Origin of the sequence: Chitinophaga rhizophila, assembly GCF_019492185.1 — a bacterium.
Classification (GTDB): domain Bacteria; phylum Bacteroidota; class Bacteroidia; order Chitinophagales; family Chitinophagaceae; genus Chitinophaga; species Chitinophaga rhizophila.
Window position 1 is genome coordinate 1,066,941 of sequence record NZ_JAICCF010000001.1, and the last position, 15,746, is coordinate 1,082,686.

Below are 15,746 nucleotides of genomic sequence, written 5' to 3' on the forward strand. Positions count from 1 at the left end.
GCTATTTCGTCTTTAAATGCTTATTCTGATTGTCTCTTACCTTTAATCACTTCCAGCTCTTTTCTCATTTCTATGAGATAGAGGGTTAACTCTTCCACCTTTTTAAGCAGGAGCTTATTCATTTCGCCTACATCCTGGCCGTCTGAAATGACTTCCGCTTCGCTGGGGATTTCCGGCAGGTGGCGATTTTTTTTGATAAATTGTTCTACAGAGTCCAGAGATGGTAGTATGTATTCATCGTTAAATACATAATCTGCCCAACCAGCCTGCGTTACTTTGACTTTTTTAGCACCGATAGTACCATTAACTGCCAGTTTATAAGTGCCGAGAGTGGTAGTGCCAATACCTACATTGCCGTCACTTTTCCAAATGCCGTTACCTGCAAACTGCACATCGCCTGGATATGAGTTTTTATAGGGAATAAGAGTCGCCGCCTGAGCGGTGGGTATTAATGTGGAGTCTACTACTGTCCAGCCAGTGAAATTTGCGGCGGCTTCCCCGGAAAGGCCTTTCGCAAAGACACGGACATGGAATCGCTGAAAATACTGCCTGTCATCAATGAAAAGGACAATTTTGCCATTTTCACCCGCCACATAAACATCAGGGTTGTAGTTACCCGAAGTGCTGATATTCGTTTTGATAAACGCGTTGTTAAAATAATAGTAATTCAAAGACAGCATCATGTTGGAGCCGGTGAAGTAGTTAAAACCTTCAATAATGATGGTTGGCATATGTGAGGAAGTGGTAAACGGCAGGTTTGTTTTGATCTTAACGCCGTTTACAGGGGTACCCTGGATGTTATAATCCAATACGTCATACATCTGTGCTTTGACCGTAGTGATGGATAAGAAAAGGAATGCTACGAGATAAAGGATCGATTTCATGAGGTTATTTTTCAATTGTAAATGAATAATTAGATTGATTAAGGCAACAGTTATCTGCAGGTCGATTTAGACCTGGCTGTTATTGTCCCTCTTTATTTGATTTTTGATTGCAATAGCCAGTATCGCGGCTACGTTTAGGGGGTAAGGGTGGTTTGCATTACATCATAACATGATTTTTGATTAGCACTAGTTTTTAGGGAGATTGGAATATGGAGAAGACTATATTTACTGTAAGGAATAACCAATGCGCACTTTAAGACCGCTAGTTTTAGGCACCTGAAATGGAGCAAGGAAATCGTACAGGATGGCAATATTACCTTTTATGTTTCCACTGACCTTGTATTTTTTGGTAACACCCAGGAGCGCTGATGTCTGCCATCCGTGCCATCTGACATAATTGGAGTCAGTTTTTTCAGCACTAAGTCTGTTTAGTTCAGCACCACCGTTCAGGAAGAAGCTGTTTTTGATTCGCCAGTCAACAAAAGAGCGTATTCCTATGCCGGAATGTGAAAGCCGGATGTCCTTCCAGCCAGTGCCTAAGCCTAACTTATAAGCGATCCCAATGCCTGCTGACCCGTTTTCATGGTATCGGTAGGCAACCTGACCTGCTATATCGCTGGTAGTCGGGAAATAGTCAGTTTTCTTCTGGAACTGGATGTTACCTCCGAATTCGAGCCTTTGCCAGAGGCGCTTTGCTTTTAATGGGGAAGGTTTGAAGTCGGGCATTTCTGCTGCATTGTCTTCTCCCGAGCTACCTTCCCGTATCTGGTTCATCCGGTTACGCGCAGAACTCATTTGCTGGTTAACAGTCTGGCGGATATTGCCAATTCCAGGTGTTCTTTGTTGTATTAACTCACTTTCCGCTCTTTGCAGCTGATCGTCAAGGGCACTGATACCGGTAGCGCCGGTTCCTAAACGCTGCTGGAGCATGGCTGCCACCATAGAGCGGGTTTGAAGGCCTTCCAGGCTCGCAATTGATCCGGAACCGGGTAAGGTATTCAGAAGCGACGCGATGCGGGAATTACGCCTTAGAAAGTCGTTATAGGCTGGTAGCTTCTTTAACAGCGCTATGGCTTTTGTTTCCAGCTGCTTTCTGTCACCTAACAGCGTTTTGTATTCCCTTAGCCGCGCACCATAGTAGTAGACCTCCTTACTGTACTTGCCTAGGTACTTACTGGCTCCGGTGTAGCCGGATAGCTTCTGTGCGAGCAATGCCTTTCGTTTTTTAATAAAATCCTTCACATCCTGAGCGTGTTTCATCTGGTCCTGCAAGCTGTTTACGCTTTTAATGGCCTTTTGGATATCTCCTGACTTGGCTAAGAGTTGCTTTTGGCCATTTAGGAACTGTAAGGTGCCGGAAAGGCTGTCCACGTAGGAAGACGATGATCCCAGGCGGTTCGTAAGAAATGATTTCGCTGAAGTAAAGGCGCTTGAATCAGCCAGGAAGGATAAATCTTCAGAAGATTTACCTGACAGCTTCTTTTTCATTTTCCTTTCTAGTCGGTATAGACGCGATAGTGCCTTTTCCGATTGCCTGGAATAGATCGATTCGAACTTCTTAGACTTCTTTTCGATCCGTGAAAGGTATTTAGATGGTAATTGACTACTCGTACTATCCCCACTAGAGGCATAGGAACATAACGACAAAGCCAACAGTACTAGAACTAGGGATAACAGTTTCATAGTAAGGGTGGTTGATGTTTTTCTTAGTTTTCTCAAGAACGAAGTACGGTGAAAGATTCAATAAAATAGTTAATGCGGTGTTAAGGGAGATGTTATTTTTTGAAAGGGATTACATCGTTAAAAGTATAAATATTTTCTAACGATCATAAGTTGTTTGAATAGGTATTGATAGCTAATGAGATCAAGTAGGACATAGTTATGGCGTGTGCCTGGCGGCACCGCGCTTTCTGTTGCAAGTCCTCTTACCTGCGGGCTTTCCACTGCAATCGCTCACGCGACAAAAGCTAATGTAAAAGTAAAATATACTTTACCTCCAAAATAAGGACTGTCTCTCCGATGTTGCCCAATATATCTAAAGCGTAATTTACAATCAAATACCGTGAAATAATTGCGCCACGCTACTGCAATCAAGCAATGCTGCAAACGACTTAGCTTTTTTCATCCCAAACGGTCTTGTCTATTGGCAAGACTGTTTAGGTTTATACAAAATATAACATATGATGTTTTTGGCAGGTCTATATTGGGTAATTAAAAAGGAAATGTTTAGTAATGACAGATTCATATTGTTTACGGATCTTTATTTCATGTTATATACGGGTATGCAAACACTAAATAAGAGCACCTGGGGAAATCCGAAAAACAATAGAAAAGAGTAGGCAAATGTTTAAATAGAACTTTAGTCTTTTAAAATAAAAACCGACATTATGATAAAAGCCAAATTGATACTCTTAAGTATCCTAATTTTTACAGCTTTAGGAGCATTACTCGCTTTTAAAACAAACCGTGGCACAGGCAATTTATTTAAGCCAGGTACAAGCACAATTGTAATTAATGGAGTAATATATTATGTTAGCACGACTTGTTCACCTAACTACTTGCTAAATCCATCTGGACTAACTGGATTATATTACAGATCGGCATTTGCATACCAAAATAGATGTGTTTTATATAATCCTACGACAACGGCAGCTGTAGAAGTTGCGCCATAAGAAAACCGTGCCAAGAAAAGATTTATATAATAATATGAAAAATGATTAAAGCGAAAACTTTAATATTCTTTATCGGAGCATTTAGTGTATGTTGTATTACCCTTGGTTATAAACTCACTAAACGTAGTGAATATTATTTCAAGCCTGGTACGACAACACTTATAAATGGTTCAATTTATTATTTAAGTACTACATGTATTCCTGACTATTATGAGACAACTATTGGAACACCAAAACTATTTTACAGATCTAATACAATTATTTTTGGCAGGTGTGTGTTAATTTATCCAACAACAACTTTTGCTACAATGGGAGATACGGCAAGTAAGCGAAGATAATATCTTAAATTAATCAAACTGTATGTCCAAAGAATTAATGCCAACTCCTAATTCGTTCAAATTTACATACCATAACTTTGGTAAAACATAATCAATCTTAAAGTGCCGATAACACATTGTTTAACCTAAACATCCCCATACAAAAAAATGGGTATGTAAATCTTTGAACCACACTCAGTTTTCCAAATAGCAACATAAGTTTAGTTGACTTGACAAAACTATGTCGCTACAAGCCAAAGTATCATCAAATTTAGGAACGATAAGCCACTGATCATAAATATATTATGATTTAAAGATCTTTATGCTGCGCAGATTTAAAGATCGAATGGGGAAGCCGAAAACCATTAGAAAAGAGTAGGTACACATACTTATCAAGCTAAGTTTAGCCTTTTGATTTACAAAGGCGTAAATCTTATGAAAAAAGCAAAACTGATCCTGTCAGGTATAGCTTTATTCGCCATCGTTGGCGGAGCCTTCGCATTCAAAGCTAACAGAGGTGCAGGCAATCTGTTCAAGCCAGGTGCTACCACTGTAATTAATGGATCTACTTACTACATGACAAGTACTTTAGGTGCTAATTTCTCTGAAAGTACTTCAGGTCCAGCAACATTGTACTATCGTACCGCGACAATTCTCGGCGGCACTTACGTACTTTCCATTCCAACTACAACTGCAGCAATAACTGTTGCACCGTAAATTGATATGGAACGTAAAAAAAGCAGGTGTAGATGCACCTGCTTTTTTGTATAAATAATTTTGGGATATAAAGTTAATTAATTAATTAGCCAAGCTGGCTGTGGAGTCTGTTTAAGAAAATACGAAAAGTAATCTTGCTGCTTAATGGTAAAGTCAAGCTGATTTATATTTGAAATTAACGAATGTCCTTCATCTTCATAAATTAATAGCCAAGTAGGCTTTTTTAGTCTTCTCAATGCAGTGAACATATTCATTCCGTGGCTGACTGGTACTACGTCATCTTTGCGTGGGTGCATGATAAAAACTGGAATATTTATTGAATCCACATTGTATAATGGGGAATTATTTGTGAAAGTTTTCTTGCTCTCCCAAGGTGTATAACCAATGTTAGTCTGACCGTACTGAACAAAGGTTTGACGAGTGCCTTCCATAAATATGTAAGAGTAAAATGTAGCCAAATCAGAAAATCCAGCTGATACTTGCGCAGCCTTAAACCGACTACTTGTGGACGCCAAATAAGTTTCAAAACCACCGTGACTGTGCCCTTGTAAACCAACTTTCGAAGTGTCAATCCACGAAATCTTTGACAATGAATCAAGAGAACATAATAAGGTTTTCCTTATTGCGTCCTTAACTTCACCAGTTCCATATGAAATATTTGGCACAAAAACTACAAAGCCATGACTAGTATACCATGGTATACTTAAATCACCGTAACTCAATTTGGGCGTTTTATAGACAAATAACTCGTCACTACGTTTTTCGTAATAGGTAAATATTACCGGATACTTTAATGATGAATCTAAGTTTTCAGGATAATATAATATTCCCTGTTCTTTTTTTCCTGAACTTATTTCCCATTGAATTAGCTTCGAGCGGTACCAATTGAATCTTTTTTCAGGAGCAATATTAGTAAGCTGTAAATACGTTATAAAATCAGATGTCAAAAAAAGATTAGGTGATTGTGTGGAGGATTCTCTTCTAACAAGATATTTATTGGCCAATAATGCTTTTAATGGTTTATATCTTAAATATTCATATCCCAATGCAGAAAAACTATTATTATCCCGATAACAAAAAGGACCCAAGCATTGCTGATTAATTGTGAACTTAATCTTTGGCCTATAGAAAAGAAAACCATTCTCCTTGCTCACCACATTGAATGCAGAAAGTATAATATTTTCTGAAGATTCAATTTTGTTATTCCTTTTGACAAAACGAAGCTTTGTTTTCTTTAAATTCCCCTCATAATTTGTAATACAAACACTTCGTTCAACATTATTTAGCGGTACTTTGTAAATATCATAGGTACTATATAAATACACGAATTCATCTTCTGGATCCCAACCTGCTATGCCAAAGGGAACACGCCGTTGAGGTATATCGTTGTCTATATCGTATAAACTATCAGCACTGTTTATATGAAACTGCTTCGTTTTTCTACTTTTCACATCGTAACATGTGTATTGACGAGTATCGCAGTTCCACCAAACTACATAATTACCTTTACTAGATATTGAAATGGTTGGTAAACTTATTGACTTGGCTAATTCACATATTCTGAATTTATTTCCTGTTTTAAGATCTATACTTGTTAGATATAATTTCTGATCATTCCAGAAATATTCATCTTGGTTTATCTTACTACATGTGACTATTACTCCATTTTCCGCCATTGAAATAAGATTATCAACAGGATATTGTGATTGATTAAAGATTTCCATCACTGTATCCTTATCTGGCATGTAAAATAATGTTCGAGAGAACTGATACTCATTTACGTCCTCAAAGCTTTTCATTTTGTAATTCCATAAGGAAAACTTTGCCTCAAAATTCGTATTTGCTATTTCAGAACTCTTTTTACTTTCCATTCTAAATATAAACCCACCGCTACTTGGAATAACATACAAATCAAAAGGGTTTACATTCAATGATTCTGAAAAGTCAAGATGATTTAATAATATGTCTTTACATGTTTTTTTACGATTGTTATAGTAAATTAGAGGTGATGATTCGTTTTGATCGTCATAGATGTAAACATCCTTATTTATTTTATTGACGCAAATTTGACCAATATTCTTTCCATCATATATTACGTATTCCTGATAGGGCTGAATCTGAACTTTAACTACTTTGTCAACTGAACTAATTATGATTGAATTGTCGTTCTCAAGAATATCACAATAATTGATTCCATTAAAGGTTTTGACAAGTTCAGAGTTGTCTCGATATATTGAGATCAAGCTATCCTTAATACTTTTAAGTATTACAAATTTTGAACCGTTAAATTCAATGAAGCGAAACCAATCAACATTTGACATCAACATAGTATTAATCTTTTTCTTAGCATCATATAATGCAAAGCTGTCTTTTTTGTATATGTACCCAATGTAATCCTCGTCTAGGGTAAATTGAACTCTGTCAACTTTAAAGAAGTCTGTAACCGTATTTCTAATTATGACATTTTTATCACTTCTAGAAATGATGAGGCTATCTTGGCTATCGTTTGCAGTAAACGCATAAGCATAATAGTTGCCTTTTGGGCTGATATATCCTGGTGTCTCCGGATTTATATCTTTAAGAGACGTCCAATTATCTATTGAATTGTTATCAACTGTTAATTTCTGACCACTTGATATTAATGAAAAATATATTAGCAGAAAAAGTAAAGATAAGGTGAAACGCATTTTTGACTATTTGAAGCAAAATAAAGTCAGCGACTGAAATCTAAATTCAGTCGCTAAATTGATTTTATATTTACTGCCATGTAGGCAGGCCCTGTTTCATTTTAGATAAACTTGATTTAATCGAACTTTGTGATCCATTTCCAGGCGGAAGCTCCGTTGCTATTTCCTGAAATTTTATAGCCTCATTAGTTCTCCCTAATTTATATAATAGATTGGCATATGTATCATAATAATTACCGGTTTTTTCTGAAGAAATTACATTTTTACTCCAGTTGAGAGCTGATTCAAGTTCATTTTTGTTATTTGATCTTTCGAAAACAAGCCACGCATCGTTGTTCATATCGAAAATGCTAACTTCTCCAGGATATTTTTTATGAATTGAATCCTTCACTCGAACAAAGTTGCTGATATCATACCTTGTATAATAAAACAGAGCAAGTTGTTTAAGCATTGGTAATTCCGATATTATACCATACTCATTTAATATCTGATTTAATCGGCGCTTATCAAAAGCGTAATTTGTATCATTTTGAATATTTCTGTATATATCATATTCAATGATTCCTCTTACCTTACTGATTGCACGCTTTCCTTCAAACAATTTGTTAAGATTCGAATAATTTTTGCAAATGAAATCAAATGAATAATCATTTGGCCGTTTAGCGGTAGCCTCAAGGTATTTGATATTAACCGTCATGAAAGGTGACACAATCATTTCTATGTACTTTTTAGAGACTTTGTTATATTCAATTGAATCCGATATTGACAGCAACTTAGATGTATATTTCCTTAAAAAAGATGAGTCGTTTCTTCCCGATGAGAATCGTTTCCTCATTTCGTCCATTGATTTGAAATCATCCTTTTCATCATATACATCAAATTGTAAAATTTGATCTGATTTACCATTAAGTGATAGATTTAACTTACTATTCAAATCTCTAATTCTTCCAATGGGGATTTTGAGTATTTCTCTGTCATACGTCATTAAGCCGTTTAATTCAGTTTCTACATCGAAAGGCTGTGTATATATTGATCCAGATAAACCTTGCTTTTCTAACTTAACTAATGTATCGATACAGTCACTATATTCCTTAGTAAGTTTTGATTGGCTGTTTAACCCGTTATATCCCCATCCACCCTTCATGTCGTCCCAAATATGATCATCAACCGACATCGCAAATCCCCCAAATTCACCTACTACTTTTACCGATTGTCCAACAATAGGCGGATCTTTCGGATAAGGGTATGAATGGACGTCGACAATGTCGGAATTCACATATGCATTTGGTGACGGGCTACGTAACACATTATTTACATAAAGAAGTTCTCCTGAATGGCCATTTACAAGACGATAAGGGTCCGCATCCCTTACCATATTTGTCAATCTTTCTTGATCGTACTGGCCCCACTTTTCATTAAAAATCACCCAAGTTATAATGCTTGGCGAATTCCATAATTGACTAATTGTCTCTTTAATTTGTTTCTCAAAAGCTACTTTCGATCCTTCCGGAAGTGCCTGATTTGGATTTACGAAATCTTGCCAGACTAACAGACCAAGTTTATCAGCATGGTAATACCATCTTGCTGGCTCGACCTTAATATGCTTTCTTACGGTATTAAAACCAAGAGCCTTTTCAACCTGAAGATCAAATTTTAAAGCTTCATCAGTTGGAGCAGTATATAAACCATCAGGCCAATACCCCTGATCAAGAACTCCTAAATTATAAATATACTTATCATTTAAAAAAATACGACTATACCCTAATTGATCTTTTTGCAATGATACTTTTCTCATACCTGCGTAACTCTGAACACTGTCATCAACATGCCCATCTGTGATCAATTTGATCTCTACGTCATACAAAAATGGGTCGTTAGGGCTCCAGAGGCGAGGTTTTTTTATGTAAACATTGCATTCATGATTCGATCTACCTATCTTATTAGCTATTAATCTTCCTTCTTCAAATATCGATATTTGAATATCATTTGTCTTTGCAGACCTTGCAGTTATAGATACTGTTTGTGAATCAATGTTTGTGCGAAGTTTAACATCACTTATGTAATTTATAGGGACGTATTCTAACCATACGGTTTGCCAAATACCAGAAACGCTCGTATAATATATATTATCAGGATTTGTAGATTGTTTACCATGAGGACCATATCCAAGATCGGTGGGATCTTCCACTTTAACCGTGATACTGTTATTGCCCTCTTTTACATCTTTAGTTATATCGAAGGTAAATGACGTGTATCCACCTATATGCTCACCGATCTCTTTATTGTTTACATACACCGTCGCTTTCCAGTCAACAGCTCCAAAATGTAATAATATTCGGCCATTTCTATCACGTTTGCTGAAAGATATGATTTTATTATACCATAAAGCTTTACCAGTTGTCAAATTCTCCTTTACACCTGATAGTGAGGACTCTAAAGGAAAAGGAACTAAAATTTTCCGTTCAAAGTTGGTTGGCATTTTTTCGTTCACAGGTGTGATAGAAAAATCCCATGTACCATTTAAACATCTCCAATTGCCCCTTGTCATTTGCGGTCTAGGATACTCACTCAACGGTTGTTCAGATCTGATCACGTCTTTAGTCCATCTCGTTATTAATTCCGGATCTTTAACCTTATTTAATTGAACCTGTGCTATTCCATAATTACTCACTAATAACCACAGAAATAATAAGCTAAGAAAATTTAATTTGTTGTTCATATTGATACATTAAATTTATCACCTACAATTTAAAATGCGGGGTAACCTGGATTTTGATCTTGTTGAAAACTTGGGTTGTTTTTTATGTCGGAAATTGGTATAGGATAAAGTGCCTTAAATGACGCCCACTGACCGCCTTTACTAGCGGTTATAGGTGGCATAATGATGTCAACTAAATTTGTGCGTTTTAAATCAAACCATCTATGCCCCCACTCAGTAAACAATTCTCGCTGCCTTTCGTCCATTATTAGAGTGAAAATCTCAGTATCCGTATTAGTGTTAACTGATGAAAGTCCAGCACGAGCTCTTATGGTGTTTAAATCACTGATAGATGATTCTAAACCAGTGTTTTTATTTTGTCTTAGTCGAGCTTCGGCACGAATAAGGTACTGTTCAGCTAGCCTAAGTACCATTATGTATTCATTTAGAGGTTGATTTGTCTCAAATACTTTGTATTTAAATGCAAAGGGGTAAGTAATTCCATTCACAATTACTGAATCTGTCCAAATATCCTTTCTCTTATCATCTGCGGAGAATTTGGTATACAAATTATTATTTAAATACACTGGCCTTGCTTCTCCATCTGGACCTGGTTGGGAAAATATGGAACTGGGTTTCAAATAAAATAGCATTGCGTCTTTAGTATTGGTAGTCAAGTCTACCGGCTGTAATTGCCATATTGCCTCAAGGCTATTTTTTAGAAAAACTGAATCTAATGCAACTAATCTATAATCTTCAGTTTTGTTTATGACTTCGGTGGCTTCTTGTTCCGCATTTTGCCACATTGATCTATAAAGATAAATTCTTGCCAACAAAGCACTTGCCACTGATTTGTTAGGGCGGAGCCGTTCAGCAGTTGTGGTTGTAATATTCGCTGATAAATATTCATCAGAAAGACTAAATTTTGCGTCTTTTAAGTCGGAAATGACCAATTCATAAATTGCGTCAATATCGTCCCTATTCTTTGTCGCATTAATCTTGGCATCCGTGGTAGTAATAAGAGGTGCCCGCCCATACAGGTTAACTATATGAAAGTAGATAAATGCTCGCAAAAACTTTGCTTCTCCGAGTAAGCGTTGTTTTACTAAGGAGGATAAACCTTTCGACGATGTAATTCCTTCAATTGCTGAATTTATCCTAAATATATATTCATATAAGGAAGTCCAGAATAACTGATTCCCTTCTTTTGAAATGCTATTTGTATAAATCAAGCTCAAAATGGAATTGGGTGGTGCGTTGGTTTCCAACTCATCTGAAGCTAAACCTAATCGCATGGACATGTCATCGAAATTAAATGAGCTAATTCTTGTATATAGTCCAGTTAAAACTGAAGCAGCATTAATATCGGAATCAAATATGCTTTGACCAATTTGTTGATCTATAGGCGGGTCTACTTCAATGAGTTTCTCGCAACTTTGGGTGATAAATATAAAGCCTATTATGGCAATTATACGAATGGTAGTTTTAAGCATCATCGCAATATTGAGCGTTAAAAATTATTAGAACGACATTTTTACTCCAGCGATCAAAGTTCGCAAAGGTGGCAATGACATTATAGATTGCGTTTCTGGATCAAGGCCGTTATACTTTGTGAAAGTCAGAAGATTTTGCCCCTGCACAAACAGGCTACAGTCAGATATACGCGCCCTGGCAAGTAACAACGCCGGAAGGTTATATGATAATGATATATTTTTAAGTCTTAGGAAGGATGCATCTGTCAAGGAAATATTGGATCCGCCATAGTTGTAGTGAGAAATTATATATTCAAAAGGGCTGTTATTTGAATACACCTTTTGGTATGTAGCTACATCTCCAACTTTTTTCCATCTGTCATTAAACACCTGAGGAACATTCTTCTTTTGGCCAACTATATTAACAAAAGTTGAAATTGGATTTACTCCAGTCTGTTTGGTAAATTGAAAAAGGAAGTCTAATGTTAGTCTCTTGTATGTTATTGTATTTGAGATTCCACCGTAAAATTTTGGAGCTACAAAAGTCGCATAATACTGCCCGCCTCGTGGATCATTAGGGTCGTAAGGATCATCAACCACCTTTCCCGATTTGTCAATAAATTGATACTTTCCTGTTTGGGGATCAACTTTTTTGGCACTTAGATATGTAAATTGTTCGCCATAAAATGGTCTACCAACAGCGCTTGCATAATAAGGCGAACTTTCAGAGTCAGGATGTTTTAAAAGTTTATTTCTGTTCCTTGTAAAATTGATTGAAGTCGTCCAGCTAAACTTGCTTGTGGACATATTCCGGCTAGTAAAAACGATTTCAATTCCAGTATTTTGAATTAATGCTGGTAGGTTGGCAACAGCTCCTCCCGGGCCTACAATCGATGGATAGGGATAAAAAATTAACTGGTTGTTTGATCTATTTCTGTACAAAGAGATAGAAGTACTTAATCGATCATTTAAAAAATTTAAATCTAATCCACCTTCCAATTTTCGTGTTGTTTCCCATGCATAGTATCGATTGAAAATGCCTTGGCTCTCAAACCCTCTTGTTTCTTGATATGGCCTTGAAGCTCCAACAATTGCAAAACGCTCAAAGTAATTATAATCACCTATCCCATCGTTTCCGCTTGTGCCGTATGTAATTCGCAATTTTGCATAGCTTAGAATTGGTTTTACGTGAGTTATAAAGGTCTCGTCGCTAATTATCCATCCGGCACCTATGGACCCAAAATTCCCAAAGCGTCTTCCAGGCCCAAATCTACTACTCCCATCCCTTCGGGCTGAAATGTTAAGAAGATATTTTCGATATAGATTGTAACTAATTCTACCAAATATTGCTGCGTATTTATAGTTAGACGAAGCATTTCTAGTATAGGTAACATTGAATGCCGAAAGGTTTTTAAGTAATGCATCACTAGTTACACCTTGTCCATCTATAGTTTCAGAATTTTGATCTGTAATTTGATAAGAGGCTCCTATAAGCAGTGAAATGTTTTGTGCGCCAAATTGTCTTTCATAGGAAATTTGCGGTTCAATAGAAAAGTTATTCATTCCATTGCGATTAAAAGATGCATTAGCATTAGCCCCTAATAATTCCGGCTGACGACCGGCAAAAGGAAAGGTTTTTCTAAATGAATTTCCAGTCAATTTGTTATAACCGGCTTGAATCTTAAAAACCAGGTATTGAATGGGTTTGTAGCTTAAATCTAAATTTGCTAGTAAATTGTTTATATTTGACTCATATTTTTTCGATAGCTCACTATAGGGATTGTCCCAAGTTCTAGCACCGTTGGGCATTTGCTCCCAGTTTAGTTTTCCATCTTTATCATATAACGATGGGGCGTTTGGCGGTAGGTATAATGATTGTTCTGTAAAATCAATTCCAGGCAAAGTCGATTGGTTCACCTGATACGAACTAGTAAATGTTGCCTGAATTTTTCTGTTATTTGTGCACCCCGTTAAACTGAAATGAACGCCACCTCTTTTATCTGAATTATTGCCCGCAAATACAGTTGTCTCACGATGAAAATTTCCGCTTATTGTATATTGTATTGTGGGAACTCCCCCCGAAAGGGAAGCCTGTAGATCTGTATATCTAGCAGTACCTCCTAATAATTCTTCCTGCCAGTCAGTATACCGAGTTGAGTCCCAAATATTAACATCACCAAAGTGATTTAAGATATAATAATCAGAATTAAAAGGTGGCATACTTACATCAATATTTGAGTTTTTAATTGCTTCCTTTCTTAACTTCAAATAATCAGCGGTGTTCATCATCTTCATCCTTCGGTTCATGTCTGAAATTCCATATTGGACCCTTACATTAATTTTTGCATCTCCAGTCTTGCCTTTTTTAGTAGTTATTGAAATAACACCATTAGCACCACGACTTCCATATATTGATGTTGCATCTGCATCACGGAAAACTGATATTGATTCAATATCCGAGGGATTTAGGTAACTTAGGGACGATAACTCCTGTAAATTTGCACCTTTAAAACCCAGGCCTGAAATGTTTGCAGGAATAGGAACGCCATCGACCAATATTAATGGTCGACTTAGACTGTTTAAAGAGTTTTTACCTCTTATTTGTAGGGTTACTGCACCGCCAGAAAGACCTGTTGTAGGCATTATTTCCAAACCTGGGACACGGCCTTGAAGAGCATACAGTGAGTTAGTGACAGGTTGCTGCTCAATTTTTTCTGAAGAGATGCTCGTTACTGTTCCTATCGTTAGCTTTTTAGAAGCAACACCATACGGAATAACAACTACTTCATCTAAAATGCCTATTGAATCCTTTAGGATTATGACACCGATATTTGTCTTTTTTCGAATTACTATATCCTGTTGAATGTATGATACGCTGGAAATTCGCAAAACACTGTTTTCCGAAACATTCCGTAATATAAAAAAACCATTTTCACCGCTTGTTGTACCATTCCTTTTGTTTAAGTCAGTTATAGTTACTCCAACGAGTGGTTCACCTTTTGCAGAGACAATTTTTCCGGTGACGGTATGTGTTGAATCGATTGCCTTTTCCGCTATTTGAATGTTTGACTTTGAATCGTTTGCCTCCCTAATTGCAATTGTCACTGTATTGTTAGATAACGTCCAAGACATTTTATCTAAAGGAAATAGTTGATTTAGGACATTATTTAAGTTGGCATTTTTTACCGAGATTGAAGTTAGCTTATACAAGTTTATATCATTTCCACTCCCCATAAAATGTATACCTGTTTGCTTTGTTATATCTTCCAAGATGTCTTTTAAAGGTGTTCTACTTTTATTTATTGTAATTCGTTCATTAACTTGTGAAGTTTGTGCATAAAGTTTTGACGTTATAAAAATTGTTGTAGCAAAGTGAAATAAGATTATACTCCTCATGAGGATTGTCCAATGTGTAGAGTAAGACATAAGCGAATTCCTTTTGGTTGGTTGGTTCGATAATAGAGATACGATGTACTATCAATATGACAATCCGGAGATCAGATGTTAGACTAATTTGGACAAAAAATATTTTATTGTTATCCGTGTTACCTTTCTAAGTTCAGCGCAACGTCATGGAAGCTTTGACCAGCCTGCTTAAAATTGTAGATAACAATTATTTAATTCCGCAAAAAAATATACTTTTATGTGGGCGGGAATTTTACTAGCATTTCCGACAACTCTCCAACGATGCTTAATTTACCCCTATGAAATCACCGGAAATGAGTAATGTAATTAGAGTCAATGATAGGAAGGTTAGATGATATTGAGTTAATTTATTATATCAAGACTGGTCACGAACAGGCCTTTGTCGAGCTGTACAACCGTCATTGGGAGACGGTTCACGCTTCTGCGTATATACTTCTGCGAAACGAAGCAGAGGCAATGGACGTGTTGCAGGACGTATTTAAAGATGTGTGGGAAAAAAGGAATACCTTATCGGATATTAGAGCCGTTAGGGCATATTTAAGTGTAGCTGCGAAAAATAAAGCACGCAATATATTGAAGCGCAAAAACCTACATAATACCATAGTTACCGGGCTTGGAAGTTCAGAAAACCACGTAAAAACCCCTGAAGAAATCCTTGAACTCCGCGATCAGCTCCATCAAATTCAATTAGCTATCAACAAAATTCCACAAGCTTCCACACGGGAAGCGCTTTACCTCTTCCACGTAAAGGGACTAGATAACGATCAAATCGCCCAGCGCTTGGGCATTGATGTCCATTCATGCCGGCGTTACATCTGCCGAGGCCGGGACTTTCTTTGCAGCATTTTAAAAAAAAGTCACTAGACCGTGTCT

The 15,746-nt window shown here is 36.7% G+C and carries 10 protein-coding genes; 4 read left to right on the forward strand and 6 right to left on the reverse strand.

Annotated elements, in window-relative coordinates:
- Window positions 1-20: 20 nt before the first annotated feature.
- Complete coding sequence (locus K1Y79_RS03890; protein WP_220248686.1) at window positions 21-884, reverse strand: hypothetical protein; 864 nt, start codon at window positions 882-884, stop codon at window positions 21-23.
- Window positions 885-1,109: 225 nt separating this feature from the next.
- On the reverse strand, window positions 1,110-2,372 hold the full coding sequence (locus tag K1Y79_RS03895; protein WP_220248687.1) for a hypothetical protein: 1,263 nt from the start codon (window positions 2,370-2,372) through the stop codon (window positions 1,110-1,112).
- An 899-nt stretch (window positions 2,373-3,271) separates the two neighbouring features.
- On the opposite strand from K1Y79_RS03895, the gene K1Y79_RS03900 reads away from it, so the two are divergent.
- The 3 genes from K1Y79_RS03900 (at window position 3,272) to K1Y79_RS03910 (ending at window position 4,590) form a co-directional block, all read left to right on the forward strand.
- Complete coding sequence (locus tag K1Y79_RS03900; RefSeq protein ID WP_220248688.1) at window positions 3,272-3,556, forward strand: hypothetical protein; 285 nt, start codon at window positions 3,272-3,274, stop codon at window positions 3,554-3,556.
- 41 nt (window positions 3,557-3,597) lie between these two features.
- Window positions 3,598-3,894, forward strand: a complete 297-nt coding sequence (locus K1Y79_RS03905; protein ID WP_220248689.1) for a hypothetical protein — start codon at window positions 3,598-3,600, stop codon at window positions 3,892-3,894.
- 414 nt (window positions 3,895-4,308) lie between these two features.
- On the forward strand, window positions 4,309-4,590 hold the full coding sequence (locus K1Y79_RS03910) for a hypothetical protein (protein WP_220248690.1): 282 nt from the start codon (window positions 4,309-4,311) through the stop codon (window positions 4,588-4,590).
- A 77-nt stretch (window positions 4,591-4,667) separates the two neighbouring features.
- Here K1Y79_RS03910 and K1Y79_RS03915 read toward each other — a convergent pair whose 3' ends face one another.
- The 4 genes from K1Y79_RS03915 to K1Y79_RS03930 form a co-directional block, all read right to left on the reverse strand.
- Entirely contained in the window at window positions 4,668-7,277 is a 2,610-nt protein-coding gene (locus K1Y79_RS03915; protein WP_220248691.1) for an alpha/beta hydrolase family protein, read from the reverse strand.
- A gap of 70 nt (window positions 7,278-7,347) precedes the next feature.
- Window positions 7,348-9,996, reverse strand: a complete 2,649-nt coding sequence (locus K1Y79_RS03920; RefSeq protein ID WP_220248692.1) for a glycoside hydrolase family 2 protein — start codon at window positions 9,994-9,996, stop codon at window positions 7,348-7,350.
- A gap of 29 nt (window positions 9,997-10,025) precedes the next feature.
- Window positions 10,026-11,468 carry a RagB/SusD family nutrient uptake outer membrane protein gene (locus K1Y79_RS03925; protein ID WP_220248693.1) on the reverse strand — a complete coding sequence of 481 codons (1,443 nt, stop codon included), beginning with the start codon at window positions 11,466-11,468 and terminating at the stop codon, window positions 10,026-10,028.
- Between the two features lie 27 nt (window positions 11,469-11,495).
- Complete coding sequence (locus K1Y79_RS03930) at window positions 11,496-14,873, reverse strand: SusC/RagA family TonB-linked outer membrane protein (RefSeq protein WP_220248694.1); 3,378 nt, start codon at window positions 14,871-14,873, stop codon at window positions 11,496-11,498.
- A gap of 315 nt (window positions 14,874-15,188) precedes the next feature.
- Between K1Y79_RS03930 and K1Y79_RS03935 the strand changes: the two genes are divergently transcribed.
- Window positions 15,189-15,737, forward strand: a complete 549-nt coding sequence (locus K1Y79_RS03935) for an RNA polymerase sigma factor (RefSeq protein ID WP_220248695.1) — start codon at window positions 15,189-15,191, stop codon at window positions 15,735-15,737.
- Window positions 15,738-15,746 lie beyond the last annotated feature (9 nt).